The organism is Corynebacterium sp. (genome assembly GCF_022712275.1).
Taxonomy (GTDB): Bacteria; Actinomycetota; Actinomycetes; order Mycobacteriales; family Mycobacteriaceae; genus Corynebacterium.
Genome location: NZ_JALAGU010000044.1, coordinates 1 through 23,710, shown reverse-complemented (window position 1 = coordinate 23,710; position 23,710 = coordinate 1). Strand labels below are relative to the sequence as shown.

The following is a 23,710-nucleotide window of genomic DNA, read 5'->3' as shown; positions in this document are numbered from 1 at the left end:
TGGGACCTATTGTGACGAACCACCTTCTGCCGGTCACACCGGTGACTCCAGCAGACCTCACCGGTTGCCGCCGCCGCAGTATTCTGCTGCGCGCCGCGACCGGAGGACGCGTCACCCCTGAACTCTCCCTGACCGCCAGGGCGGACCGTCAGGCCCACCGGCAACGCGCGGCCCTGCGCCGTGCCGCCGTGGCCTCGGCCCTGCCCACCGTCGCCCGTCAAGGTGACCGGGTGACGTTCAGCCGCATCGACGTCGTCGACGACGGCACCGCCGAGGAGCAGACCCTGGAGGCCCTCGCCGCCGGCGTCCGCGTCATCACCGGGGCCCGCCTCGCGGACGATGCCCTGGCCTGTGACGTCGACCTGCTGGTCCGGCTCGACGACGGTGCGGGGATCAGCGGGTCCACTGTGTACATGCCGGTGACCGTCACCGCGCACACCACCGCGCGTCGGGCGAAAGGCGCGGCGGAGAAGAACAGTGTCCGCGTGGTGGACGTCGCAGCTCTCGGTCTGTCCACACCGGTCGTCGCCCCACTGAAGCACCGCAGCAACGCCGTCGACTCCCAGAAGGTCGCCGTCGCCCATGTCCTGCTCGACCGGCTCGGTCTGGCGTCCGGGGACGTCGGGTTCATCGGTGGCGGCGCCGGAGGGACCACCGGGGTCGGCGGTTACGCCCGGTGCGTCGTCATCCCCGCCGACCGCGTCCTCGACGGCCTGGAACGTGCCCTCGAGGCACCGGTCCCGGCCCACCCGGTGCGCGTCCGCGAGTGCCTCGGCTGCGAGTTCCACAACCACTGCCGGCGCGAGCTCGTCGACAGCGGCGACCTCAGCCTCATGCTCCCCGGCGACCGGGGCCGGCAGTGGCGCGAACTCGGCGTCCACACCCTGCCGGATCTCGCCGCCCTCGCCGACCGGCCTGCGGAACTGTCGACGCTTCCCGGGGTCAACCGGGAGGACCCCGCCCTGGCGGCCGCCTGGATGGCCGGGGTGGAGTTCCTGCGTAGACCGCTGCGCCGGTGGATCACGGGCCCTGACCTGTGGTGCGGTCATGCCTTCCGCATGCCCGGACACCTCGGCGACGGCGAACTGCCGATGGCCGCGGAGATCGGGGACGCCGTGGAGATCGACGTCGACATGGAGGCCCACCCTTCGCGCGGCACGTTCCTCTGGGGCACCTTCGACGGCTCCGAGTACCGGCCATTCACCGACTTCAGTCGCGACGGTGACGAGGGGGAGCACGTCGCCCGCTACTGGACCTGGCTCATGGCCCGCCGCCGAGCCGCACATGACTCCTACCGCGTCTTCCGCGCCTACTGCTACTCCCAGCAGGGCGAGAACCACTGGATGCGCAGCTATGCGACCCGGTTCGGCGGACGCGAGTACGCGCCGGGCATCGTCATGCCGACCCTCGCCGACGTCAACGCCTTCCTCAACTCGCCCGAATGGGTCGACGTCTTCGCCCTGGTCAAGACCGCACTGGCGGCGAACGGGTCACTGGGACTGAAGTCCGTGGCGAAGCTCGCCGGTTTCACCTTCAGCCAGGAGGATGTCGACGGCCGGGCAGCGGTCGACCTCTTCGAGATCGCGGTGGGGGACGTCGACGGGGATGACGGGTCGGACGCCGGTGCGCGTGCCGAGGCGTCCTCCCGTGCCCGGCGTACCCTGGAGCGTTACAACGCCGACGACTGCTACGCACCTGCCGCGGTGCGTCGTTGGCTGCGGCTCGGGGCACCCGGTGTTCCGCCGCTGGAGTACTGAGAAAGGACGGGACAACCGTGGATTTCCTGCAACGACTGATGGCCATGAACTCGTCCGGGCCGTTTCACGCGGAACGGCCGGACAGCGAGACCGCGCTCAAGGGCGGACACCAACCCGTACTGACCGATCCGAAGCCCCACACGGTGCTGGGGACGCCGGTCACCGGCCCGTGGAAGCCCGGCCAGCAGCACATCGTTCTGGGCCTGGGGTGTTTCTGGGGTGCGGAGAAGCTGCTGTGGCAGATCGACGGGGTGGAGGCCACGTCGGTGGGCTACGCAGGCGGTTACACACCCAACCCGACCTACCGTGAGGTGTGCACCGGGCGGACCGGGCACTCCGAGGTCGTCGATGTGGTCTGGGATCCGTCGGCGGTCTCGCTCGAGTCGGTCCTCAGGGTGGCCCTCGAAAACCACGACCCGACCCAGGGCGACCGGCAGGGCAATGACGTGGGCTCGCAGTACCGCTCGGTGATCTACCCCGTCGGGACGCCGGAGGAGGTCGCCGCGCAGGTCGAGATCGCCCGGTCGGTGGTCTCCTCCTACGGGGAGCGGCTGAAGGACGCCGGCTACGGTGACATCACCACAGAGATCGTGCCGCTGGCCGAGACGCCGGCGGGAGAGTACTACCTGGCCGAGGACGAGCACCAGCAGTATCTCGACAAGAACCCGGACGGCTACTGCCCGGTCCACGCCACCGGCGTCACCTGCGGGTAGTCGTCTTCTGCCGGTGGGGTCACCGGTAGAGGTCCTCCCGGCCGATGGGGGCGACCGTTGCGTCCAGGACGGTCACCAGGTCTGCGGGGGTGAGCTCGACGTCGAAGCCGCGGCGTCCGCCGGAGACGAGGAGGGTCTCCTCGGACGCGGCGCCGTCGTCCAGCACCGTGGCCAGGCGCTTCTTCTGGCCCAGCGGGCTGATGCCGCCGACGACGTAGCCGGTGGAGCGCTCGGCGGCCTTCGGGTCCGCCATGGTCGCCTTCTTCGCCCCGAAGGCCGAGGCGGCGGCCTTGAGGTCGAGCATCATCGTTACCGGGACGACGGTGACCCCCATACGTCCGTCGTGCGGGCCGCCGTCGAGTTCGACGAGGAGAGTCTTGCAGATCTGCTGTGCCGGCATGTCGAGTGCTGCGGCAGCCTCGTCCCCGTAGTCCGCGACCTCGGGATCGTGCTCGAAGGTGCGGACGGTGAAGTCGACACCGGCCTTTTCGAGTGCGAGCACGGCGGGCGTGGCCCCGTGCTGTTTCTTCCTGTCCTTCTTGCTCACCCTCGCCAGCCTAGCGGCGGACGCGTGGTGCGGGTACGGCCCGACCGGTTGGTCCGGGCGTACCAGACCAACCGGTCGAGTCGTAGCCGCGTCTGGGGTTGTGGCCGGGTTGTGCCCACCCACACATGCGACACGGGCGCCTCACGGTGGTTCCGGGGATGGAAACCACCCTGAGACGCCCGTGTCAGGACCTCACAGAGGAGTCGGTGACGACTCTCCGTACAACCGCCTGGAGCGGTCCGGCGCTACAGAACTGCGGGAACTGCTACGCCTTGGCGGCGGCGAAGCGCTCGGCGACGTCGTCCCAGTTGAAGACGTTCCAGACGGCCTTGACGTAGTCGGCCTTGACGTTCTTGTACTGGAGGTAGAAGGCGTGCTCCCACATGTCCAGCATGAGCAGCGGGGTGAAGTTCACCGAGGTGTTGCCCTGCTGGTCGGTCAGCTGCTCGACGATGAGGCGGCCGGCGATGTGGTCGTAGCCCAGGACGGCCCAGCCGGAGCCCTGCAGGCCCAGGGCGGCACCGTTGAAGTTCGCCTGGAACTTCTCGAAGGAACCGAAGTCACGGTTGATGGCCTCGGCCAGCTCGCCGGTGGGCTCGCCGCCACCGTTCGGGGAGAGGTTCTTCCAGAAGATGGAGTGGTTGGTGTGGCCACCGAGGTTGAAGGCGAGGTTCTTGGACAGCGCACGGACGGTGTCCGGGTTGCCGCCCTCTTCGCGGGCCTTCTCGAGGGCCTCCAGAGCGGCGTTGGCGCCGGCGACGTAGGTCGCGTGGTGCTTGTCGTGGTGGAGTGTCATGATCTCGGCGGAGATGTGCGGCTCCAGCGCATCGTAGGCGTAAGGGAGCTCGGGAAGTTCGTACACGGCCATGTTTCGTGGTCCTTTCGTCATAACGTCTGTTACGGCGTCCAGTGTGGCCCGAAATTCCGAACTGTGCAATGGTCAGCAATTCGAAAAAGAAAGTTCAAGGAATTGAACTTTGTGGGCAAAGTGACATTCTCCACCCCGTTCGCCCGGGCATGCCGCGGCTATCCTTGAACCTGAAACCACCACCTCAACGGAAGGACCGCGCCATGACCACCACCGGCGCCACCGCCCCGGCCGGCATTCCGGCCACGAAGATCGTCCTCGTCGGCGCCGGCGATGTCGGCGTCGCCTACGCCTTCGCCCTGATCAACCAGGGTCTCTGCGACCGCTTCGTCCTCATCGACCTCGACGAGAAGAGGACCTGGGGCCAGGTCCAGGACCTCAACCACGCCGTCCCCTGGTCCAACCACCGCACCGTCATCACCCAGGGTGACTACGCCGACTGTGCGGACGCCGACATCGTCTGCATCTGCGCCGGCGCTGCCCAGAAGCCCGGCGAAACCCGACTGGATCTCGTCGAAAAGAACGTCGGGATTTTCCGGGGCATTGTCGGTTCTGTCCGTGATTCCGGATTCGACGGTATCTACCTTGTCGCGTCCAATCCGGTGGACATCCTCAGCTACGTCACCTGGAAGGTGTCCGGGCTGCCCTCCCGCCGCGTCATCGGTTCCGGCACGGTGCTGGACACCGCCCGACTCCGCTGGGCGCTCGGTAACCACTTCGACATCGCCCCGACGTCGGTCCACGCCTACGTCATCGGCGAGCACGGGGACACCGAGCTGCCCGTCTGGTCGGTGGGTTCGGTCGCCGGCGTCCCGCTGTCGACCCGCCTCGCCGCCGCCGGTGGCACCGAGGCCGCCGACCGGATCTTCGCGCAGACCAGGGACGCCGCCTACGGGATCATCAAGGCCAAGGGGTCGACCAGCTTCGGCATCGGCCAGGGCCTGGCCCGGATCACCGCGGCCGTCCTCGGCAACGAGGATGTCGCCCTACCGGTGTCCACGCTGGTCGACGGTATCTACGGCCGGGAAGGACGCCGTCCCGTCTACATCGGCACTCCCGCCGTCATCGCACGCGACGGCGTCCGCGAAGCCGTTGAACTGCCGTTGGACGCCACGGAGAGCGACCAGTTCGCCCACTCCGCTGACACTCTAGAACAGGTCATGGAGGGCGCCGGCGTCTTCGACCTCTAGCGCGGATCCGGCGCCGAACTAGAGTCCGAGGAACCGCTTGATCAGCGGAATCTCCTCGCGGGCCTGCGCCAGGCCGGCCTCGTAGGTCTCCGCGAGTTCGTTGAGCTTCCGGGTGCCGTTGCCGATCGGCATCCGGTGCGGCGCGAAGATGTAGGCCCGGCCCAGCCGCTCCTGTTCGAAGATCCAGTCGCGGGTGCGGTTGTAGCGCATGTGCCGGTCACGCATAGAATCCACCAGCGCCGGGTACTGCGGGAACCACCGGTTCACCGCCCAGGCGAGCTTCGTCGCCTTCTTCCGGTAGGAGCGCGTCCTCGTCATGATGACCAGGAAACGGTCGAAGCCCTCCATCTCGCGTGCGGAGTCGATGGGGATGCCACCGGTCGGCCCGAAGGCACCGTCGAAGAAGATCTCCCCGCCGATCCGCGTCGGTGGCATGAGCACCGGCAGCGACGCCGAGGCGCGGGCGTGGAGCAGGAAGTCGTCCAACCCGGTCATGTCTGCCTTGCTCCAGTGGACGGTCTCGCCGGTGCGACCGTTGAATCCGGAGATGCGGAAGTTGCCGGGATTGGCCTTCATGGCGGTCCAGTCCGGGGCCATACGCCGGTCCTCGATACGGGCGGTGCCGCTGAAGAGGTACTTCGTGTTGAAGAATCCGTCGCCGCGCAGGAAAGGTCGGATGCCGCCGAACAGCGGGTCGCCGGGGAAGACCGTGTAGTAGTCGCGGGCGAGTTCGGGTTCGTGGGAGAGGTAGGTCGCCACGTGCACCGCGGAGCCCGAGTTTCCGTAGGTCCAGTCGAAGGAGATCCCCGCTTCGACCAGTGCCTGCACCATCGCGCAGGAGAAGGCGGACCGCATCGCCCCGCCCTCGAACACCAGCGCCGTATCGCTGACCGAGGGGAGTGGGGTACCGACTGCCGGGTTTTCTGCCACGGAAGTCAGCCTACCGTGACCGCGGTGCCTGCCGTGACTACCGTGTGAAGCGTGAAGATCATCGCGCACCGCGGCGCCAGCGGATACCACCCGGAAATGACGCAGGACGCCTACGAGACCGCCTTCGCGCTCGGTGCGGACGGAGTGGAGTGCGATATCCAGCTCACCGCCGACGGGGTGGCGGTCTGCCTCCATGACCCGACGGTCGACCGCACCTCCGACGGCACCGGCGCGGTGAACACGAAGACCCTCGCCGAGCTGCGGGAACTGAACTTCGGCACAGTCGAGCGTCCGCAACGGATCCTCACCCTGGCAGAGTTGCTGGGGCTGGTGAAGGACGCACAGCGGCCCGACGGGCGGCACGACTACCGCCCGGAGATCTTCGTGGAGACCAAGCGCCTCGACACCTTCGCCGAGCGCCGCGGCCAGCTGGAACACGCCCTGCAGAGCGACCTCGTGGCGGCGGGCCTGGCTGAGGAGACGGCCACCGGCCCGGGCGCGGACCTGGTCCACCTCATCTCCTTCGACCCCGGCTCCCTGGCCCGGTTCCGGAAGATCAACCCGGGGATCCACCGCGTGTACCTGCGCAAGGAGTACACCGGCTGGAAGGTGGTCCGTCATCTGGAGCCGGCGTGTGTCGCCCAGTCCCCGGGTTTCGCCGTGACCCGGGCACGCACCGCACCGCAGGGACTGGGGGACGCGCCGTCCAACACCTACCTCTACACGCTGAACACTCCGGGGAACGTCCGGTGGGCGCAGCGTCACGACATCGGGTGGATCGCCACGGACTTCCCGGACCGGGCCCGCGGGTGGTGCGAGGGGGCGACCCGTTCCGGAGCCTGAGCCGCTGACATACACTGGCCGGGTGGCCAAGAAGAAGAAGAACGAAGAAGTCCTGCCCGAGGGCATGAGCCGCCGCCAGGCGAAGCTCGCCCGCCGCGCTGCCGAGCGCGCCGCCTTTGCGCGCGACCCCCGCCCCTACGACGGCTTCGCGGCCGAGGCCGACCTCGTCGCGATGCAGGAGTTCGTCCCCTCGGCGCACTTCCTCGCCGAGACGGTGGCGGACGCCGCGTTCCCCCGCCCGGTGCGCATCGTCACCGTGCTGCCGGGTGCCGTCGCCGCCCTGGTCCGCCCGGAGGAGGAGGGTGGTGAGGCACTCGTCGCCCTGCAGACTGCCCAGCGTGGCAACAACCCGAACCGCGACCTCGCCTTCACCCTGAACTGGGTGAAGGACGCCGCGCCGGGTGCCTCCCTGGAGACCGGTGTCGCCGACGGCTCCGAGCCGGCGCTGGACACCCTGCTCGTCAAGGACCAGACCCCGATCATCGACGTCGCCGAGGACTTCAACTGGTGGCTCACCGAGGACCAGCAGTCCAATCCGACCGTGCAGCAGACCCTGCAGCAGGCCAATGACTCGGTCCTGCCGTCCGAGCGCATCGACGCCCCGGTCACCGGTGCCGCCTGGTGGATCGACCCGGGAGAGAAGGCCCACATCCGCTGGATCCGCCCTGAGACCGAGAATGTGCTGCTGCCGGCCCTGGCCCGCGTGCACGCCGCCGGTGAGCTGAACCTCGGCGAGGACACCCGCTTCGCCGGTGTCTTCCGCACCCACGGCCTGCTCGTCCCGGTCTTCGACCTGGACAACTCGGTCACCGCACCGGAGTTCGCCGCCCCGCTGGAGAAGCTGGACGCCAAGCTCGCCGCCGCCCTCGACGAGCTCGCAGGTTCCGGTGATGCCGCCCAGCTCACCGCCGAGGAGCAGAAGTCGAAGCAGACGATCATCGCCCGCGAGGTCACGATCCGCTGACCGCGGGGTCACGATCCGCTGACCGCGGGGTCACGATCCGCGAGAACCGTGTAGAAACGGTGTCATGGCTGATACCGCATTCTCCGGAACCCCCGCCCACACCGTCGGCGATCTCCCCGCCGTCGGTGCCGCGGCGCCCGCTTTCACCACCGTCAACGCTGACCTGCAGGATGTCTCGCTGACAGACTTCGCCGGCAAGCGCGTGATCCTCAACATCTTCCCGTCGGTCGACACCGGCGTGTGCGCGAACTCCGAGCGTGAGTTCAACAAGCGCGCCACCGGCCTGGACAACACAGTCGTCGTCTCGGTCTCCAAGGACCTCCCCTTCGCCTTGGGCCGCTTCTGCGCCGCCGAGGGCATCGAGAACGTCACCGCGACCTCGTCGTTCCGCTCCTCCTTCAGTGAGGACTACGGCGTGCGTCTGCTGGATTCCCCGCTGGCTGGTGTGCTGGCCCGGGCCGTCGTCGTCATCGACACCGACGGCACCGTGCTCCACACCGAGCTGGTCCCCGAGATCACCACCGAGCCCGACTACGACGCCGCCCTCGCGGCGCTCTAGTCAGCTCAGCTCCCCCCTCCCGGAACTGCCCGGCGCAGCTGTCAGCACCGCTCAGCGCATCGTCGAGAACAGTTCCTCTGCGGCAGCGTCGTCCCACAGGACGACGCTGCCGGCGTCTGTGTCGGCGAAACCGCCGACCGGGACGGTCTGCTGCTCGGAACCGCGGACCAGACCCAGTCCCAGCGACGCCAGGTGCCACACATGGTCCCCGTTGTCCACGGTCACGGCATCCGTCAGGTTGCTGATCAGGGGGAAGGCCCGGAACGGGTTGATCATCGTCGAGAGGGACCCGACCTTCTTGATCACCGCGGTGAGGAACTCACGCTGGCGCTCGACCCGGTCGAGGTCACCGTTGGCCGAGGTGTAGCGGGTACGCACGTAGCCCAGCGCGGTCGGTCCGTCCATCTCCTGGCAGCCGGCCTCGACGTTCAGGCCGGCCATCGGGTCGTCGATGGGCTCCTTGGGACACAGGGTGACGCCACCGACGGCGTCCACGATCCCGGCGAAGCCGGCGAATCCGAGCTCCATGTAGTGGTCGATACGCATGCCCGTGTTCTGCTCGACGGTCTGCTGCAGCAGCTGCGGACCGCCGTAGGAGAAGGCGGAGTTGATCTTGTCCATGCCGTAGCCGGGGACCTCCACGTAGGAGTCGCGCGGGATGGAGACCATCGTCGGCTTGCCACCGAAGGACGGGACGTGGACGACGATGATCGTGTCGGTGCGCTGGCCGCCTTCGGAGAGGTCACCGGCGGCGTAGCGTTCACCGTCCTCCTCGGAGAGACCTTCGCGGGAGTCGGAGCCGACGAGCAGCCAGTTCGTGCCCTTGGTGTTGCCGGTGGAGGAGTCGGTGAGTGCGTCGATCCGGTTGAGGCTGGAATCGACCCACCACGCTGTACCGCCGATGATGACGACGATCACCAGCAGGAGGACGCCGAGGATGCGTCCGATGCGCGGGCGACGGCGCTTCTTCTTCTGACGCGGTGCCCGGGATGGGGTCTGGCGGGGCGGCTGGCCCCGCTGTTCCGGGCGCTGCATCGGTGGCATCGGCTGTTGCGCCGGATCGCGTGGCGGGTACTGGTCGCGGTAGGGCGGCTGGCCCTGCTGCTGGTTCTCGGCCCGCCGGTACTGCGGCGGCGCGGGCTGGCCACCGGAGCTCTGCTGTGAGGGGGAATCCCCGTACATCCGAGTGCTGTTGTCCGTGGGTTGTGAGGGGGGTTGTGAGGGGGGTTGTGCGGGCGGCTGTGCCCCGGAGCGTTCGTGGCGACCCCGCGGCTGGTCCTGTCCTGCCTCCCCGCCGGTCCCGGCGTTACCGGGGCGGGCCTCGGGTCGCCGCGGCACCGGGTTGCCGAACCGGTCGCGCAGGACGCGCCCGAGGTGGTCCCGGGCGTAGTTGTCGCTTCCGTCGTTCGGTCGGGGAGGTTGAGTCATGGAGGACAGCATAACGAAGGGGCCGGGGGAGCTGATCATCCTCGGGGATGAGATGAGTCCGGTTCGGTCCCCGCGGTGAACGCCGATACTCTTGTGTCTATGAGTGATGAGACCCTGGGCCTGCTGGCCGGTGTACTGGCGGTAGTCGCGGCATGGATCGTCTTCGCGATGGTCCGGGCGGCGGCGCAGGGGCATCTGTCGCGGGACAGCGGCTTCGGCCTGGTCACGCCGACCGTGAAGAAGACCGACGCGACCTGGGCTGCCGGTCACGAGGCTGCGCTGCCGGTCGCCAGGAAGACCATCGCCGTGACCGCGGTTGTGTGGTTGGTCGCCCTGGTCATCGGCCTGATCGTGCAGGCGGACTGGGCCGGCTATCTCGGTCTGGTGCCCTACCTCGCGGTGGTCTGTGGCTTCGTGCCGATGGTCAAGGCGGCGAACTCGGCGGCCGTCGAGGCGGCGAAGAAGGGCTCGCGGGGCAAGAAGAAGCGGAAGCGCTGACAGCGGCACAACCACGTCCGACACACGCGGCAGATACAGCGGAGCCGCAGGTGCCGGTCCCTCTCAGTACCGGGCGCCTGCGGCTCCGTCGTTCCCGACACCACCGGAGTCACCGTCCTCGCCACGGTGAACACCGGCATCACGACCGGACCGGATCACGCAGGTCGGCCGGGGTGTCGGGGCCCTCTCAGGACGCCGCCCCCTCAGTGGCTGACGTCCATGCGAAGAACTCTAGGACCCGGTACTGGCGTAGCCATGACACCGACGTCCGGGTTCGCGGATGATTCGCTGTCAGTCCGGTGCGTGCACGCTGGCAGGGGGATGCACCGGTCCGGCCCATGCGCGGCGCCCCGTTCACCTCAGATACATCACACGCTGTGCTACTTTTCCGGCCCGGATGCGGCACGGGCTGTGATGTATCTGAGGTGAACGGGGCGGGGTCCGGGCGGACTGGGTGCTACAACCCCGGCACCCCGCCGAGGACCTGGTAGCCCACGAAGGCGACGGTGTCGATCAGTCCGTGCGCGATGACCAGCGGCCACACCCGACCGGTCCGCCAGAAGAAGAACACGAACACCAGCCCCATGACGATGTTTCCCAGCCCGGCGGAATAGCCCTGGTAGAGGTGGTAGCTCCCACGCAGGACCGATGAGGCGACGAACACCCACACCCACGGCACCTGCAGCTGCCGCAGCCGGGACACCAGCCACGCGACCACGATGAACTCCTCAGCGAAGCCGTTCGCCCAGGCGTTGATGACCAGCAGCAGGACATCGCCGACCGAGGAGTCCAGGCCCGAGGCCATGACCTGCTTCGACAGGTTGAGCTGCACCGCCACCACATAGAACACCAGCCCCGGCAGCCCGATCAGTGCCGCCAGGCCGACTCCCGGTAACACATCGCGCCGGGAAGGACGCAGCGGCGAGATCCCCGTCAACCACACCGGCACATGCCGGAGCAGCAGGAACACCGCCAGTCCGCCCCAGGCGAGCAGCACCCCGGAACTGATGAGCTGGAACAGGGGGTCCAGCCAGGCCAGTGAGGACTTCTGGGCGTTGAGGGTGGTGGTCTGCTTGTTGAGCCGGGTCGGCGTCGTCGCGGACTCGAGCAGCCGTAGTGCCGCCCGCACGCCTGAGGTACCGAAGGTGACGGCCAGGACAAGGGCGATCTCCCAGCGCAGGGCCCGGCGGTCGGCGTACGCGGTCACCGGCTCCGGCTGTACCGGGGAGGGTGCGGCCAACCACCGGCGGACGCGACCCTGGTCAGTGGTCATGTGTGCGCCCGTCTCCGTGGGAGTGCCCGTGGGAGTGCCCGGCCACGACCGGCCGGTACCGCAGGGCCTCGATGTTGCCCGGCTCGGCCACCACGAACCCGGATACGTCAGCGTCCCCGGAACCGGTCATCCGCGCCACGGCGTCCTGCAGATGGGCGCCGAGCGCGAGCAGCGTCGCGGTGTCCGCCCGGTCGCCGACGGCACCCAGGTGTACCGAGACCGGCCACTGCCCGGGTGCGGGGGTGACGAGCGGCACCGACAGTGCGGCCCAACCGGTGAGATTCCACAGGGTCGCCCACGGCGTCCACGCGGTCTGCGCGAGGAAATCGAGCCGGTGCGACCCGGCCAATGCCAGAGACGAGAATGCGCCGACCGGTGGCGGCGCGCAGGCCAGCGTCGGGGTGACGACCACGTCCACGTCCGGCCAGGCGCGTTCGATGTCCCCGGGCAGGACGCGCAGGGACGCCGCGGCGTCCTCGATATCGGACACCGCCAACGACCGGCCCTGTTCCTTGAGCCACCCGGGCATCGGGCCCAGCGGATCGGGCAGGCCCACGCACCGGGCGGCCATGATGCGGGAGAAGACCGTGAACCGCTCCACCGGGTACGGGGTCTCGACCGGAACAATCCCGCTGACCTGCGGGTGGGTCACCAACAACGCGGCGGACGCGGTGGTGGCCGTGGCGATCCGCGGGTCCACCGCCGTCGGCCCGGCCTGCCCCGGATCCCCGTGGAAGGGGACCGTGGACATGCCCAGGCGCAGGCCCGGGCGCACCGGGGCCGTGGAGGCTACATCGTAGGCCCGCGCCGTGAGCGCGAGGTCACGGGCGATGAAGCCCTGCGCCGCCGGGTTCGGCAGTGCTCCGGACCCGAAGACCCGGTGCGCCGGTTTCAGCCCGGGCAGACCGACCGCCGCCGCCGGCACCCGGATCGACCCGCCGCCGTCATTGGCGTGGGCGATGTCGACGATCCCGCGGGCGACCGCCACCGCCGCCCCGGAGGAGGACCCACCGGTCGTCATCCTCGGATCGACCGGGTTCACCGGTCCCGGACCGCCACCGACCAGGCCAGGTTCGGTGTAGACGGTGGCGCCGTACTCGGCGGTGACCGAGGCGCCGACCAGCGAGGCCCCGGTGGCGAGCAGGCTGCGGACGGTGGAGTCGTGCTCGTCGGAGACGTCCTCGTGGGCGGGGCTGCCGAACCCGGTGGTCTCCCCGGCGACCCGCTGCAGGTCCTTGACCAGCACCTCCGTGCCGTGCAGCGTTCCGGTGTTCTCCGCACAGCTGCTGGTGTGCGGGGTGTCGTACAACCGGGCGACCCCCAGCTCGGCGGCACTGAGCCCGGTCGACGCGGCGACGGCGGCCAGGCGTGCGGCGGTGGTGGTCGGTGTTCCGGGCGTTCCCATGGTGACCCAGCGTAGCGCTCGCCCAGGTAGGTTGATGGGCATGACCACCGTCGCTTTCCTCGGGCCCAGGGGCACCTTCACCGAACAGGCTGTCCTCGACTTCACGACCGCCGGGCATCTGCCGGCGGACGCCGACCACATCACCGTCACCTCTCCGGCGGTCGCCCTGGACATGGTGCGTTCCGGGGAGGCGGACGTCGCCTGCGTCGCCCTGGAATCCAGTGTCGACGGCCCGGTGACCCAGACCTTCGACGCTTTCACCGTCGGTTCTGAACTGCAGATCGTGCGGGAACATGATGTGCCCGTCGCCTTCCAGTTGCTCGTCCGACCGGGTACGACGCTGGCCGACGTGAGGACGCTGACCTGCCATCCGGTGGCGTACAACCAGACGGCGAACTGGCGTGGGGTCACATTGCCGGACGTCACCTTCGTCGCGGCGTCCTCCAATGGTTCCGGGGCCACCGCCGTCGCCGCCGGGGAGGTGGACGCCGCCCTCGCGCCCGCCCGCGCCGGGGAGCTCAACGGGTTGGAGACCCTCGCCGACGGCATCAACGACCTGCCGGATGCCCGCACCAGGTTCGTGCTGGTCACCAGGCCGCAGACCCCGCCGGCCCGGACCGGCAACGACCGCACCGCGATCGTGCTGCGGGTACCGAATGAGCCGGCGTCGCTGGTGATGGCACTGATGGAGCTGGCGACGCGCCGGGTGGACATGTCTCGGATCGAGTCGCGGCCCACCCGGGAGAAGGCCGGCACGTACAACTTCCATGTCGAGGTCGCCGGGCACATCGATGATCCGGCCGTGGCCGAGGCACTTGCCGGGCTGTACCGCTACGCCGAGCGGTTCCGGTACCTGGGGTCCTGGCCGCAGGAGGGCTGGGTCGGCGGGGTGAACGGGCCGTCCGGGTCGATGCCGCCGGACTACACGGAGTCGAGGGCGTGGATCGAGTCGCGGACGAAGGGGGAGCCGTACGCATGACCCGGCTGCTGCTGATCCGTCACGGACAGACGACGTCGAATGTCTCCCACTCGCTGGACACGAATCTGCCCGGTGCCGCATTGACAGAACTGGGCAGGTCACAGGCCTACGCCGCCGGTGAACTCATCGCGGGGGAGTACGGAGCGCAGGACGCTTCAGGGGTCGGTCTGACCCTGGCGTCCTCCCAGGCGTTGCGGGCGCAGCAGACCGCGAAGGGGATCGTCGAGGGTGCCGCCGGGGCCGGGCTGGTGCTGCCGACGCCGGACGCGTGGCCGGGGATCTCTGAGATCCCGGCCGGTGACTACGAGATGCGCAGTGATCCCGAGGCCCAGTACAACTACCACCGGTTCTTCGGCGAGTGGCTGGGTGGGTCGCTGGATCTGGCGATGCCCGGGGCGCTGACCGGACGTGAGGTGGTCAGCCGCTACCTCGACACACTGCTGCCGCAGCTGGTCACGGCGCAGTCGACGGGCTCTGATCTGGCGGTGGTGAGCCACGGAGCGGTGATCCGTCTGGTGGCCGGGTTCCTCGGCAGGGTCGAGCCGGAGTGGGCGGTGCGCTCGCTGCTGCCGAACACCTCCCGGGTGGAACTGGAGGTGCCGGAACTGGGACCGGGGGCTTCGTTGCCGTCAACCGCCCTGCCGACGCTTCCCACGACGGACGCCCCGATGCTCCACACGGCGGCGTGGGTTCCGGAGAAGGACGTGGCATCGAGATTTGTCGGAGAAACTCTGACCGACGTCATTTCCGCTGGTTGGAAGGTTACTGAGTGGGGCGGGCACGGAGAACCTCCCCGGTTAACATAGGTCACTTAGTTATATCTTCCGCTGGTTTCCGCTACGGTCGATCGGGCTCGACCATAGGAAGGAACCATTGTGGCTAACAATGCACCCTCCACGACGCCGATCGAGGCGAGCGACATTCACGTCGTGGACCAGTCAAAGATGAAGAAGGCGCTGCGCGCCACACTGCTCGGGAACTTCATGGAGTGGTACGACATCGGAGTCTTCTCCTATGTCATGACCTACATCACCTTCCACTTCTTCCCGCTGCCCTCGCCGTGGGACGGGCTGGCGAGCTTCGCCACCCTCGCGGTGACATTCCTCGTCCGCCCCCTCGGCGGACTGATCCTCGGGCCCATCGGGGACCGGGTGGGACGCAAGGCGATCCTCGCGTTCACGATCATCATGATGTCCGCAGGCACGTTCCTCATCGGCTGCCTCCCGACCTACCAGCAGATCGGGATCGTGGCCCCGGTCCTGCTGATCCTGCTGAAGTTCGTCCAGGGCTTCTCCACCGGCGGTGAGTACGCCGGCGCGGCGACGTTCATCGCCGAATACTCCTCGGACAAGCGCCGCGGTTTCTGGGGGTCCTTCCTGGATCTCGGCTCCTACCTGGGCTTCGCCGCTGCGGCGGCGCTGGTCTCGGTGCTGGAGGTCGTGACGACGGACGCCCAGATGGAGTCCTGGGGCTGGCGCGTCGCCTTCTGGGTCGCGCTGCCGCTGGGCCTGACCGGCCTGTACATGCGCTCCAATATCGAGGAGTCGCAGGCCTTCGAGGCCGTGCAGGAGAGCCGTGAGGAGCGCGTCGGTGACACTGTCGACGCGTCCTCCCAGGATGGCGAGGACGCCGCCACCGCGGCGTCCGGCGGCAATGACACGAGCCTGATGGGGCAGGTCAGCTACCTGATCCGTCACTTCTGGCCGGAGATCCTCATGGGATCCGCGCTCGTCATGTGTGCGCAGGTCGTCGGTTACGCACTGACGACGTTCATGCCGACCTACCTCACCGACACCCTCGGCTACGACACTGTCCACGGCAATGCGCTGCTGGTGCCGGTGCTGATCATCGTCTCCATCGGACTGCCGTTGTTCGGTTCGCTGTCCGACCGGATAGGACGCCGCCCGGTGATGATCACCGGCTGCGTGGTCGGTGTGGTGTGCGCGATCCCGGCTTTCGCGCTGATGATGATGGACCACGTGTGGTCCACGCTGGCGGGCCTGATGATCATCGGTGTGATCATGATGTTCCAGGTCTCGATCCAGGCCTCGGCCCTGCCGTCACTGTTCCCGACAGCCAGCCGGTACACAGCGATGGGCCTGATGTTCAACGTCGCGGTCGCGCTGTTCGGTGGTACCACCGGCTTCGTCATCACCGCGCTGCAGAACCTCATCGGTTCTGACTTCGCCGGCGCGTACTACATCATGTTCGCCTGCATTGTCGGCGGCATCGGCGTGTACTTCATGCGGGAGTCTGCGGGACGCAACCTGCTGGGCTCCATGCCGGTCGTCGACGAGGAGCATGAGGTCACCGAGGTTCTCGAGAGTCTTGAGACCAACGAGAAGTACGACCTCGACACCATGCCGATCGAGGGTGCCGAGGCTGTGGGCGCCCAGGTCTGACCTGCGGGACCTGTCTTGCCGGCAACTAGCGCAGGGCCGGTGCGGGGCCCGGGGGCCCAACGCATACTCAGCGCATGACGTCACTCTCTTCAGGTTCATTTCACCCTCCCGTCGCTGCGGTATCTGTGGCGGCCGCAGTCTCCCTGGGGAGTTGCAGTTCCGCAGGCGGAGCGGAGAAGGCGTCTGCGACATCGTCCGCGTCGCCGGCATCGCGGTGGAGCAGCTCGGAGTGAAATCCGGGATCACGGCGGTCGGGCACTGCGACCCGTTGAGTATCGTCTTCGCTGGTGGGAAGCCGTCCTATCGGTACCATTCATCGATCACGGGCAAGGAGCTGACGATGCCTCTGACCAGTGACACCCTGGATGACGCTCACCGGGTGGCGGTGTCCTGACGGTCCGGGCCACAGTGACCGAGGAAGGACGGAAGGCGAGCGATAGCCCGTTCCTGGTCCAGGATGACTCCACCGACCTCTACATCTACCGTCCCTGACGGGGTGGAGGGCCCGACATGAAGGGCGCCCGGGTCTAACCCCAACCGAGTTCGTGGAGCCGGGCGTCGTCGATGCCGAAGTGGTGTCCGATTTCGTGGACGACGGTGATGGCGACCTGCTCCACCAGCTCATCGTGGTCGCGGCACCAGTCGCACAGGGCGCCCCGGTAAATGCTGATCTTGTCCGGCAGGTACGTCGGCCATTCGACGGAGCGCTCGGTGAGTGCGACCCCGTGATACAGGCCGAGGAGGGTGGGGTCTTCCTCGTTGCGGTCCTCGACGACGATGGCGACGTTGTTCAGGCTGTTGAGGAGTTTCCGGGGGATCATGTCGAGTCCCCGGTCGACGAGTTCCTCGAATTCTTCGTCGGTGACCTCGACCATGGGGAGCCTCCGGAGTGCTGGTGTTGGGGTGGATGTACCGCGGGTTCAGTTGCTGGGGCCGAGTGTAGTTGCGGCGGGTTCCTGCGGTGGGACGCGGTGGGGTGCGACAGCAAGGTTGCGACGCAGCGTGTGGGGAGGCGACAGTGATGAAGAAGCGCTGAGAGTTACACGGGGTAATTCACGGGGCTAAGTATGGGTGAACGAGTCGGAAGAGTCATCGGTCGCGGCGTCCTGGCCGTCGGGAGTAACTGGGCGGTGCAGTATGCCGTCCCGCTCGCAGTGGCAGCGCTCCTCCTTCTGCTGCTGGTCCAGGACGTCGCGACCCGTGCGAGTCCCGAGGACGCCGACAGCCGGATTCCGACCGCTCCAGGAACCGTGTGGCCCCTGTCGGTCGGCGGGAAACTCATGCAGCTCGCTCCGGCGGTGATCCTCATGCTCGCGACGTTCGGATTCGGCATGTGGGCATCCGGCCAGGACCAGTCCGCCAGGCAGTTCCCAGACCGGGTCCCCCGGGACCCCTACCGCCGCGGGTTCCGCGTCGGCTGCGGCTCCGGCGGGTTGCCGTCAATGGTGAAATCGCCGCGCACGTCACCGGCCAGGTCAGCGAAGCCCGCGTCGTCGCCTTCGCGTCCCTTCGTCAGTGCACAGTTCACCGTGCGCGAGCCGGCGTTCCAGGAGTCCTCCGCGATCGAGGTCCAGAACGGGGCCAGCGTCGACTGGTACAGCGCCTCGTCTCCGGCGTCCCCGCCACCCAGGTAATCGACCGCCGCCGCCTGGCATATTCCGGCCAGCCACTTGTTCTGGTCGTCCACGGTCGGCCATGCGCCGTCGAAGTTGTCGCCCAGGTTCACGACCTTCGTCACCTGCCACGAATGCGGCTGCTCACACGGTACCTCGGTCGCCGTGTTCCCGTTGGCACGGACGCAGGCGTCCACCTCCGAGAAGCGTGACTGGTCTGAACCGGCGGCCACACCGGTGACCTCCTCGGCGGTGCCGTCGGCGTCCGTCTCCATGACGCCGCAGAGCATCGTGCGGTCACCCTCGGCCCAGCCCTCCGCCGGCGGCAGGATCGGCGAGATCGTGTACCGGCCGTTCGGGTCCAGCTTCCCGCCCATGTACTCCGTCACCGGGCCGGTGCACACCTCCGCGGTCAGCTGCGCCTGGCGCTCCAGATCCGGCTGCGGGGCGTCCTCCCCGAACTCACTGGTCGGGTACTGCGACAGGTCCTCCCTGGTCGCGACCTCGAAGCGGTGCGGCTGCGCGCAGTCCACCGTGACGATGTCGCGCGTCACTTCCCCATCCTGCGTCCAGTTCAGGCAGCTGCCCTCGTCCGCGTCGGTGAAGGACGCCGGCTCGGACGCGACATCGTTCTTCTCCGGGACAACCGGGCTGGACCCGTCCGGGCTGACGACCGCGTACATCGCCGCTGCCACGCCACCGCACAGGGCGGCGACGAGCACGGTCTTCAGGACGCGGCGACGGCGCGGATGTAGTGGACGCTCAGCGGACTCAGTCTGCGCAACCGGCTCAGCGGACCCAGTCTGCTCAGTCTGCTCAGGACGCTCAGGGGACGGCGAGGGCGTTTCAGAGGACATGCTGACCATTGTGTCACGTCGGTGCCGCTAAGCTGGTCGTCATGATTGATCTGAAGTTCCTCCGGGAGAACCCTGACGTCGTCCGAGATTCACAGCGCACCCGTGGCGAGGACCCGTCGCTGGTCGACCAGCTCCTGGAGGCCGATCAGCGCCGACGCGACCTCATCGCCGCCGCGGACACCTCCCGTAGCGAGGCCAAGGCCTACTCCAGGTCCATGGGCACGCAGATGAAGGACGCCACCCCTGAGGAGCGTGAGCAGCTCAAGGCCAAGGGCAAGGAGCTCGCCGAGGCCGTCAGGAAGATCGAGGCCGACGAGAAGATCGCCGAGCAGGACGTCCACGACCTCCAGTTCAAGATCTCCAATATCGTCACCGGTGCCCCGGCCGGTGGCGAGGACGATTTCGTCGTCCTTGAACACATCGGCACCCCGCGCGAGTTCGACTTCGAGCCCAAGGACCACCTGGAACTCGGCGAGTCCCTCGGCCTGATCGACATGGAGCGCGGTGCCAAGGTCTCCGGCGCCCGCTTCTACTTCCTCACCGGCGACGGTGCCCTGCTCCAACTCGCCATGCTGCAGCTCGCCGCCCGAAAGGCCGTCGAGCACGGCTTCCAGCTCATGATCCCGCCGGTGCTCGTGCGCCCCGAGATCATGGCCGGCACCGGCTTCCTCGGCGCCCACGCCGACGAGATCTACCACCTCGACGAGGACGACCTCTTCCTCGTCGGCACCTCCGAGGTGGCTCTTGCCGGCTACCACTCCGACGAGATCATCGACCTCTCCGAGGGGCCGGTGAAGTACGCCGGCTGGTCCTCCTGCTTCCGCCGTGAGGCCGGTTCCTACGGCAAGGACACCCGCGGCATCCTCCGCGTCCACCAGTTCGACAAGGTCGAGATGTTCGTCTACGCCAAGCCGGAGGACGCCGAGGAGATCCACCAGCAGCTGCTGGCCATGGAGAAGGACATGCTCGCCGCCGTCGAGGTGCCCTACCGCGTCATCGACGTCGCCGGCGGTGACCTGGGCTCCTCCGCGTCCCGCAAGTTCGACACCGAGGCCTGGGTCCCGACCCAGAACACCTACCGCGAGCTGACCTCCACCTCGAACTGCACCACTTTCCAGGCGCGGCGCCTCAAGACCCGCTACCGTGACGAGAACGGCAAGGCTCAGACCGCCGCCACGCTCAACGGCACCCTGGCCACCACCCGGTGGCTCGTCGCGATCCTCGAGAACAACCAGCAGGCCGACGGCTCCGTCGTCGTCCCCGAGGCACTGCGCCCGTTCATCGGCAAGGACGTCCTGACACCCAAGAGCAAGTAGAACCGAAGACGTAGAAGAGGTAGAGACACTCCATGGCATTCAAGCTGCCCCGCGACCACTTCTGGCTCCCCAAGGGTTTCACTGTCCTCCCCGAGGTGCCGGACACCCCGCCGCACCCGGAGTCGCGGGAACCGTTCTACGGCCGGCTCATCATCCCCTTCGCGAAGCTGTGGATGCGCCGGATGCAGCACCTCAACGTGGAGATCCAGCACCCGGAGCGTATCCCCGCCACCGGTGGTGCGGTCCTGGCGGTCAACCACACCGGCTACTGGGACTTCGTCTTCGGCGGCATCCCCGCCGCCTACCAGGGTGGACGCCTCGTCCGCTTCATGGCGAAGAAGGAGATCTGGGACAACCCCGTCGCCGGCCCCGCGATGAGCGGATGCAAGCACATCCCCGTGGACCGCGCCGATGGTGCGGCGTCCGTCAAGGAGGCGACCGAGCGCGCCGCCGGTGGTGAACTCATCGGCATCTTCCCGGAGGCCACGATCTCCCGCTCCTTCGAGATCAAGGAGGTCAAGGACGGTGCCGCGCGCATCGCACACGAGGCCGGCGTCCCGCTGATCCCCGTGGTGATCTGGGGTTCGCAGCGGATCTGGACGAAGGGACGCAAACCGATCTGGCGGCTGAAGAGTGCCGACCTCATCGTCTCCGTCCGGGAACCCGTCGAGGTCACCGAGGACGCGAAGGCTTCCGCGCAGCGTCTGCACGACGCGATGGCCACCGGCCTCGATGAGGTGCGCGCCCGCTACGACGAGCTCTACGGTCCCTTCCCGGAAGGGGAGAACTGGATGCCGGTGTCCCTCGGCGGCTCCGCTCCGTCGTTGGAGGAGGCCACGGTCAAGGACCGGGAGGACGCCCGGAAGCGCCGCGAGGAGCGGGCCGCCCGTGAGGCCGGGAAGGCGTCGAAGCCGGAACCGGAGAAGAAGCCACTGTGGAAGAAACTGCTGAAGCGTTGACCGCCGCCCCGTCACTGATCATCAGTGACCTCGACGGCACCCTGCTGACCTCCGCGGACCGGGTCTCACCCCGCACCCGGGAGGTCATCGGCAGAGCCGTCGCCTCCGGTGCGCGGTTCATCCTCGCCTCCGGACGGCCGGCGCGGTGGATGCTGCCGGTCGTCGAACAGCTGGCCATCACCCCGGTGTGCGTCTGCGCCAACGGGGCCGTGGTCTATGACGCGGCCACCGACCGCATCACCTACGCCGCCGAGCTGGCACCCGCGGTCCTGCGCCGGGTGACCCGCGGGATTCTCGAGGCCACCGCCGCCCCGCTGGCCCGGATGGGCCTGGGGCCGGTGAGTTTCGCCGTGGAGCGCACCGGGACCAGCGCCTTCGACCGGGCGTCGGAGCTTTTCGCGGTGGAGCCCGCGTATCCGCACGCCTGGGTCACCGACGAACACGCCGTGGAGACCCGTGATGTGCTGCTGTCGAAGCCCGCGGTGAAGCTGCTGGTCCGGCACGAGAGCATGCTTTCCGCCGACATGTTCGAGCTGGTCAACCCGGTCGTCGACCCGACGGACGCCCACGTGACCTGGTCTTTCCACGGTGGCCTGCTGGAGGTCAACGTCCCGGGTGTCACCAAGTTGTCGGGGCTGGCCCATGCGCTGGGGGACGCCTCGGGATCGGACGTCGGTGCGGATGCCGTGCCGGACATCGACCCCACGACGGTCGTGGCCTTCGGTGACATGCCCAATGATCTGGCGATGCTGCGTTGGGCGGGGCACGGTTTCGCGATGGGGAACGCGGTGGACGAGGTGGCCGCCGCCACTGACCACCAGACCGCGTCCAATGACGAGGACGGCGTGGCGCGGGTCCTCGAGCGCTGGTTCTGAGACCGGGCCTCCCGCGATCACGTCCCCACTCCCGCGTTCACCTCAGATACATCACACACCGTGCTGTTTTCCAGGGCGGAAAGCGACACAGCGTGAGTTGTATTCCGGGTGAACAGCCGGTCTGCCCGGGCACCCCGGTCAGCATGCGGTGGTGGCGATGGCCGCCGCCATGTCACGGTGGGCCCCTGCCATACCTCGTCCGGCAGTCCGGAGAAGGCATCGAGGTGTGCGGTCCGGGACCGCATCTCGGCCTCCCACCGTTCCGGGTCGATGCTGGGCAGGGTGGCCAGGTCAGCGTCCGGAATGTCCAGGCCGGTGAGGTCGAGTTCACCGGCGGTGGGGACAACACCCACCGGAGTCCGCGTCCCGCTCACCGAACCCTCGCGACAGGTGAGCAACCAGAGCAGCACCCGCAGGTTCTCCCGGAAGCCGGGCCACAGGTAGCGGCCGGTCTCGGGTTCGCGCTGGAACCAGTTGACGTGGGCGAAGGTCGGCGGCTCGGTGACACGGCCGAGCACGTCGAGCCAGTGCTGCGCGTACCGTCCCTCCGGATAGGAGAGGAAGGGGCGCATGGACATCGGGTCGTAGCGCAGCTGGCCGTCGACACCTTCGGCGGCGAAGGTCGCCTCCGCGCCGAGGGTCAGACCGTCGTAGACGCCGGCCGCACTACCGTCGACCACGCGGGGTCAGTGGCTCACGGTCCCGGGTCCGGCCACCGAAGATGACCAGGTCCACGGGAACGCCGGCGGCATCCCCGGCATCCGGGGCCAGGGTGGTGACATTGGCGAGCGTGGTGGTGAACCGGCTGTTGGGGTGGGCCCTCGGGGTCGTCCTTCCGGTCGGCGGGACGCTCGGCGATGAGCTCGCCGGTCCAGTCCCGCCACCCGGTGACGTCCGCCGGCGGGGCGGGGGTCCGGCCCTCCCACCAGACCTCCTCGGTGAGCTCGTTGTAGGCCACGTCGGTGAAGATCGTGCCGGTGCCGGGGTGGATCGCCTCGATCGCCAGGTTCGTCTTGTCGGACGCGCTGGGGAAACCGCCGACGACGTGCCGTGTCTTCCCGGTGACGGTGTCCTCGATACCGAGCAGCATGAACTGTTCGGCGGGGAACTCCCCGGACCGCCAACCGTCGTAGGACGCCAGGCGCAGGCCGTGGGCGATCTTTCCGAGCAGGGCGTTGCCGCCGTAGGCGGAGCCGAAGTGGATGATGGTCCGCTCGTCGGTGAGCTCCACGCCGAGGGCGTGCGGCGACAGGGGGGCTGCCGGGCACGGCCATGAGGTAGGGGACGACGTACATCGTCCTGCCTTCGGACGCCCCGGTCAGACGGGGGAGGAGCTCGGCTTTCACCTCGTCGGCGGGACGCCAGTTGTTGTAGACGCCGGCGTGGGCTTCGCCGATGAGCCGGGCATCGTCGGAGGCGTCGATGACCTCGATACGGGCGGGGCGGGTGACGGAGGTCCAGTGTGTGACGAACTCACGGACAGTGTCGGGCAGGGTGTCCGGGACAGTGGGCGCGCCGAGTAGCAGTCTCCACGGTCACCGGGTAGCCGACGGCTTCCCGGCCACTCGGGCCGACAGCACACCAGTCAGAAGGGCCCCGCACTGATCCGAGGATCGGTGCGGGGCCCTTCTGCGCGTCAGCGGGGAGCTCATGATGTCGGCGACACGCAGTGTCAGGTCGTTCCGACTGAGGTCAGAACGACCTCAGGATGCGTGATGCGGACACTGCCGAGCG

General features: G+C 68.3%; 22 protein-coding genes and 2 pseudogenes. 13 read left to right on the top strand and 11 right to left on the bottom strand.

Translation table 11 applies throughout. From position 1 onward, the window contains the following. Window positions 1-11 precede the first annotated feature (11 nt). Both Q0A27_RS10225 and msrA read left to right on the top strand, forming a co-directional pair. Window positions 12-1,757: a ribonuclease H-like domain-containing protein gene (locus Q0A27_RS10225; protein ID WP_291475148.1), complete on the top strand. Its 1,746-nt coding sequence runs from the start codon at window positions 12-14 to the stop codon at window positions 1,755-1,757. Between the two features lie 17 nt (window positions 1,758-1,774). Continuing rightward, complete coding sequence (gene msrA / locus Q0A27_RS10220) at window positions 1,775-2,470, top strand: peptide-methionine (S)-S-oxide reductase MsrA (RefSeq protein WP_291475146.1); 696 nt, start codon at window positions 1,775-1,777, stop codon at window positions 2,468-2,470. Between the two features lie 19 nt (window positions 2,471-2,489). Here msrA and ybaK read toward each other — a convergent pair whose 3' ends face one another. After that, window positions 2,490-3,017: a Cys-tRNA(Pro) deacylase gene (gene ybaK, locus Q0A27_RS10215; protein ID WP_291475145.1), complete on the bottom strand. Its 528-nt coding sequence runs from the start codon at window positions 3,015-3,017 to the stop codon at window positions 2,490-2,492. Between the two features lie 265 nt (window positions 3,018-3,282). Then, window positions 3,283-3,885, bottom strand: coding sequence for a superoxide dismutase (locus Q0A27_RS10210; protein ID WP_291475144.1), 603 nt, complete (start codon window positions 3,883-3,885; stop codon window positions 3,283-3,285). A gap of 203 nt (window positions 3,886-4,088) precedes the next feature. Here Q0A27_RS10210 and Q0A27_RS10205 point away from each other — a divergent pair, with 203 nt between their 5' ends. Next, window positions 4,089-5,075, top strand: a complete 987-nt coding sequence (locus Q0A27_RS10205; RefSeq protein WP_291475143.1) for an L-lactate dehydrogenase — start codon at window positions 4,089-4,091, stop codon at window positions 5,073-5,075. Between the two features lie 18 nt (window positions 5,076-5,093). On the opposite strand, the gene Q0A27_RS10200 is transcribed toward Q0A27_RS10205, so the two are convergent. After that, window positions 5,094-6,005 carry a patatin family protein gene (locus Q0A27_RS10200; protein WP_291475141.1) on the bottom strand — a complete coding sequence of 304 codons (912 nt, stop codon included), beginning with the start codon at window positions 6,003-6,005 and terminating at the stop codon, window positions 5,094-5,096. 51 nt (window positions 6,006-6,056) lie between these two features. Here Q0A27_RS10200 and Q0A27_RS10195 point away from each other — a divergent pair, with 51 nt between their 5' ends. The 3 genes from Q0A27_RS10195 (at window position 6,057) to tpx (ending at window position 8,371) form a co-directional block, all read left to right on the top strand. Next, the gene (locus Q0A27_RS10195; RefSeq protein WP_291475139.1) at window positions 6,057-6,848 is read left to right on the top strand and encodes a glycerophosphodiester phosphodiesterase family protein; all 792 of its coding nucleotides are present in this window, start codon (window positions 6,057-6,059) and stop codon (window positions 6,846-6,848) included. A 22-nt stretch (window positions 6,849-6,870) separates the two neighbouring features. Continuing rightward, window positions 6,871-7,812, top strand: a complete 942-nt coding sequence (locus tag Q0A27_RS10190) for a DUF5926 family protein (RefSeq protein ID WP_291475137.1) — start codon at window positions 6,871-6,873, stop codon at window positions 7,810-7,812. Window positions 7,813-7,876: 64 nt separating this feature from the next. Beyond that, window positions 7,877-8,371: a thiol peroxidase gene (gene tpx / locus Q0A27_RS10185; protein WP_291475135.1), complete on the top strand. Its 495-nt coding sequence runs from the start codon at window positions 7,877-7,879 to the stop codon at window positions 8,369-8,371. A 51-nt stretch (window positions 8,372-8,422) separates the two neighbouring features. Here the strand turns inward: tpx and Q0A27_RS10180 are convergent, their stop codons facing one another. Further along, a complete protein-coding gene (locus tag Q0A27_RS10180; RefSeq protein WP_291475133.1) occupies window positions 8,423-9,799 on the bottom strand; it encodes an LCP family protein in 1,377 nt (458 codons plus the stop codon). 99 nt (window positions 9,800-9,898) lie between these two features. Between Q0A27_RS10180 and Q0A27_RS10175 the strand changes: the two genes are divergently transcribed. Beyond that, complete coding sequence (locus Q0A27_RS10175; RefSeq protein WP_291475131.1) at window positions 9,899-10,297, top strand: hypothetical protein; 399 nt, start codon at window positions 9,899-9,901, stop codon at window positions 10,295-10,297. A gap of 457 nt (window positions 10,298-10,754) precedes the next feature. On the opposite strand, the gene Q0A27_RS10170 is transcribed toward Q0A27_RS10175, so the two are convergent. Then, a complete protein-coding gene (locus Q0A27_RS10170) occupies window positions 10,755-11,570 on the bottom strand; it encodes a CPBP family intramembrane glutamic endopeptidase (protein ID WP_291475129.1) in 816 nt (271 codons plus the stop codon). Beyond that, on the bottom strand, window positions 11,560-12,975 hold the full coding sequence (locus tag Q0A27_RS10165; protein WP_291475127.1) for an amidase: 1,416 nt from the start codon (window positions 12,973-12,975) through the stop codon (window positions 11,560-11,562). The genes Q0A27_RS10170 and Q0A27_RS10165 overlap by 11 nt, the downstream gene beginning before the upstream one ends. Window positions 12,976-13,015: 40 nt before the next feature. Here Q0A27_RS10165 and pheA point away from each other — a divergent pair, with 40 nt between their 5' ends. The 3 genes from pheA (at window position 13,016) to Q0A27_RS10150 (ending at window position 16,356) form a co-directional block, all read left to right on the top strand. Continuing rightward, entirely contained in the window at window positions 13,016-13,954 is a 939-nt protein-coding gene (pheA, locus tag Q0A27_RS10160) for a prephenate dehydratase (protein ID WP_291475125.1), read from the top strand. Then, window positions 13,951-14,760 carry a histidine phosphatase family protein gene (locus Q0A27_RS10155; protein ID WP_291475123.1) on the top strand — a complete coding sequence of 270 codons (810 nt, stop codon included), beginning with the start codon at window positions 13,951-13,953 and terminating at the stop codon, window positions 14,758-14,760. Before pheA ends, Q0A27_RS10155 begins: the two co-directional genes overlap by 4 nt. A 69-nt stretch (window positions 14,761-14,829) precedes the next feature. Next, window positions 14,830-16,356, top strand: a complete 1,527-nt coding sequence (locus Q0A27_RS10150) for an MFS transporter (RefSeq protein WP_291475122.1) — start codon at window positions 14,830-14,832, stop codon at window positions 16,354-16,356. A gap of 527 nt (window positions 16,357-16,883) precedes the next feature. On the opposite strand, the gene Q0A27_RS10145 is transcribed toward Q0A27_RS10150, so the two are convergent. Next, window positions 16,884-17,231 (bottom strand): metallopeptidase family protein, encoded by a 348-nt coding sequence (locus Q0A27_RS10145; RefSeq protein WP_291475120.1) that lies wholly within the window; start codon window positions 17,229-17,231, stop codon window positions 16,884-16,886. Between the two features lie 518 nt (window positions 17,232-17,749). Continuing rightward, window positions 17,750-18,826, bottom strand: a complete 1,077-nt coding sequence (locus Q0A27_RS10140; RefSeq protein WP_291475118.1) for a septum formation family protein — start codon at window positions 18,824-18,826, stop codon at window positions 17,750-17,752. 41 nt (window positions 18,827-18,867) lie between these two features. Here Q0A27_RS10140 and serS point away from each other — a divergent pair, with 41 nt between their 5' ends. From serS to Q0A27_RS10125, 3 genes are read left to right on the top strand one after another with little or no spacing between them, the layout of a single operon-like run. Next, the gene (gene serS / locus Q0A27_RS10135; RefSeq protein WP_291475116.1) at window positions 18,868-20,142 is read left to right on the top strand and encodes a serine--tRNA ligase; all 1,275 of its coding nucleotides are present in this window, start codon (window positions 18,868-18,870) and stop codon (window positions 20,140-20,142) included. 32 nt (window positions 20,143-20,174) lie between these two features. Further along, window positions 20,175-21,101 (top strand): 1-acyl-sn-glycerol-3-phosphate acyltransferase, encoded by a 927-nt coding sequence (locus Q0A27_RS10130; RefSeq protein WP_291475114.1) that lies wholly within the window; start codon window positions 20,175-20,177, stop codon window positions 21,099-21,101. Continuing rightward, window positions 21,077-21,976 carry an HAD family hydrolase gene (locus tag Q0A27_RS10125; RefSeq protein ID WP_291475112.1) on the top strand — a complete coding sequence of 300 codons (900 nt, stop codon included), beginning with the start codon at window positions 21,077-21,079 and terminating at the stop codon, window positions 21,974-21,976. Before Q0A27_RS10130 ends, Q0A27_RS10125 begins: the two co-directional genes overlap by 25 nt. A gap of 17 nt (window positions 21,977-21,993) precedes the next feature. Here Q0A27_RS10125 and Q0A27_RS10120 read toward each other — a convergent pair whose 3' ends face one another. From Q0A27_RS10120 to Q0A27_RS10110, 3 genes and pseudogenes are all read right to left on the bottom strand, one after another. Further along, window positions 21,994-22,656 carry a phosphoenolpyruvate carboxykinase domain-containing protein gene (locus Q0A27_RS10120; protein WP_291475110.1) on the bottom strand — a complete coding sequence of 221 codons (663 nt, stop codon included), beginning with the start codon at window positions 22,654-22,656 and terminating at the stop codon, window positions 21,994-21,996. Next, window positions 22,643-22,750: pseudogene (locus Q0A27_RS10115) on the bottom strand (hypothetical protein); the annotation flags it as partial. The gene Q0A27_RS10120 and the pseudogene Q0A27_RS10115, both read right to left, overlap by 14 nt. Before the next feature lie 409 nt (window positions 22,751-23,159). Then, window positions 23,160-23,207: pseudogene (locus tag Q0A27_RS10110) on the bottom strand (hypothetical protein); the annotation flags it as partial. Window positions 23,208-23,710 lie beyond the last annotated feature (503 nt).

What these genes read in the sequence shown, in the direction of transcription:
- Q0A27_RS10210 (WP_291475144.1), bottom strand. Translation starts at nt 3,885, where the DNA reads ATGGCCGTGTACGAACTTCCCGAGCTCCCTTACGCCTACGATGCGCTG.
- Q0A27_RS10205 (WP_291475143.1), top strand. Translation starts at nt 4,089, where the DNA reads ATGACCACCACCGGCGCCACCGCCCCGGCCGGCATTCCGGCCACGAAG.
- tpx (WP_291475135.1), top strand. Translation starts at nt 7,877, where the DNA reads ATGGCTGATACCGCATTCTCCGGAACCCCCGCCCACACCGTCGGCGAT.
- Q0A27_RS10180 (WP_291475133.1), bottom strand. Translation starts at nt 9,799, where the DNA reads ATGACTCAACCTCCCCGACCGAACGACGGAAGCGACAACTACGCCCGG.
- Q0A27_RS10175 (WP_291475131.1), top strand. Translation starts at nt 9,899, where the DNA reads ATGAGTGATGAGACCCTGGGCCTGCTGGCCGGTGTACTGGCGGTAGTC.
- Q0A27_RS10170 (WP_291475129.1), bottom strand. Translation starts at nt 11,570, where the DNA reads ATGACCACTGACCAGGGTCGCGTCCGCCGGTGGTTGGCCGCACCCTCC.
- Q0A27_RS10165 (WP_291475127.1), bottom strand. Translation starts at nt 12,975, where the DNA reads ATGGGAACGCCCGGAACACCGACCACCACCGCCGCACGCCTGGCCGCC.
- pheA (WP_291475125.1), top strand. Translation starts at nt 13,016, where the DNA reads ATGACCACCGTCGCTTTCCTCGGGCCCAGGGGCACCTTCACCGAACAG.
- Q0A27_RS10155 (WP_291475123.1), top strand. Translation starts at nt 13,951, where the DNA reads ATGACCCGGCTGCTGCTGATCCGTCACGGACAGACGACGTCGAATGTC.
- Q0A27_RS10145 (WP_291475120.1), bottom strand. Translation starts at nt 17,231, where the DNA reads ATGGTCGAGGTCACCGACGAAGAATTCGAGGAACTCGTCGACCGGGGA.
- Q0A27_RS10140 (WP_291475118.1), bottom strand. Translation starts at nt 18,826, where the DNA reads ATGTCCTCTGAAACGCCCTCGCCGTCCCCTGAGCGTCCTGAGCAGACT.
- serS (WP_291475116.1), top strand. Translation starts at nt 18,868, where the DNA reads ATGATTGATCTGAAGTTCCTCCGGGAGAACCCTGACGTCGTCCGAGAT.
- Q0A27_RS10130 (WP_291475114.1), top strand. Translation starts at nt 20,175, where the DNA reads ATGGCATTCAAGCTGCCCCGCGACCACTTCTGGCTCCCCAAGGGTTTC.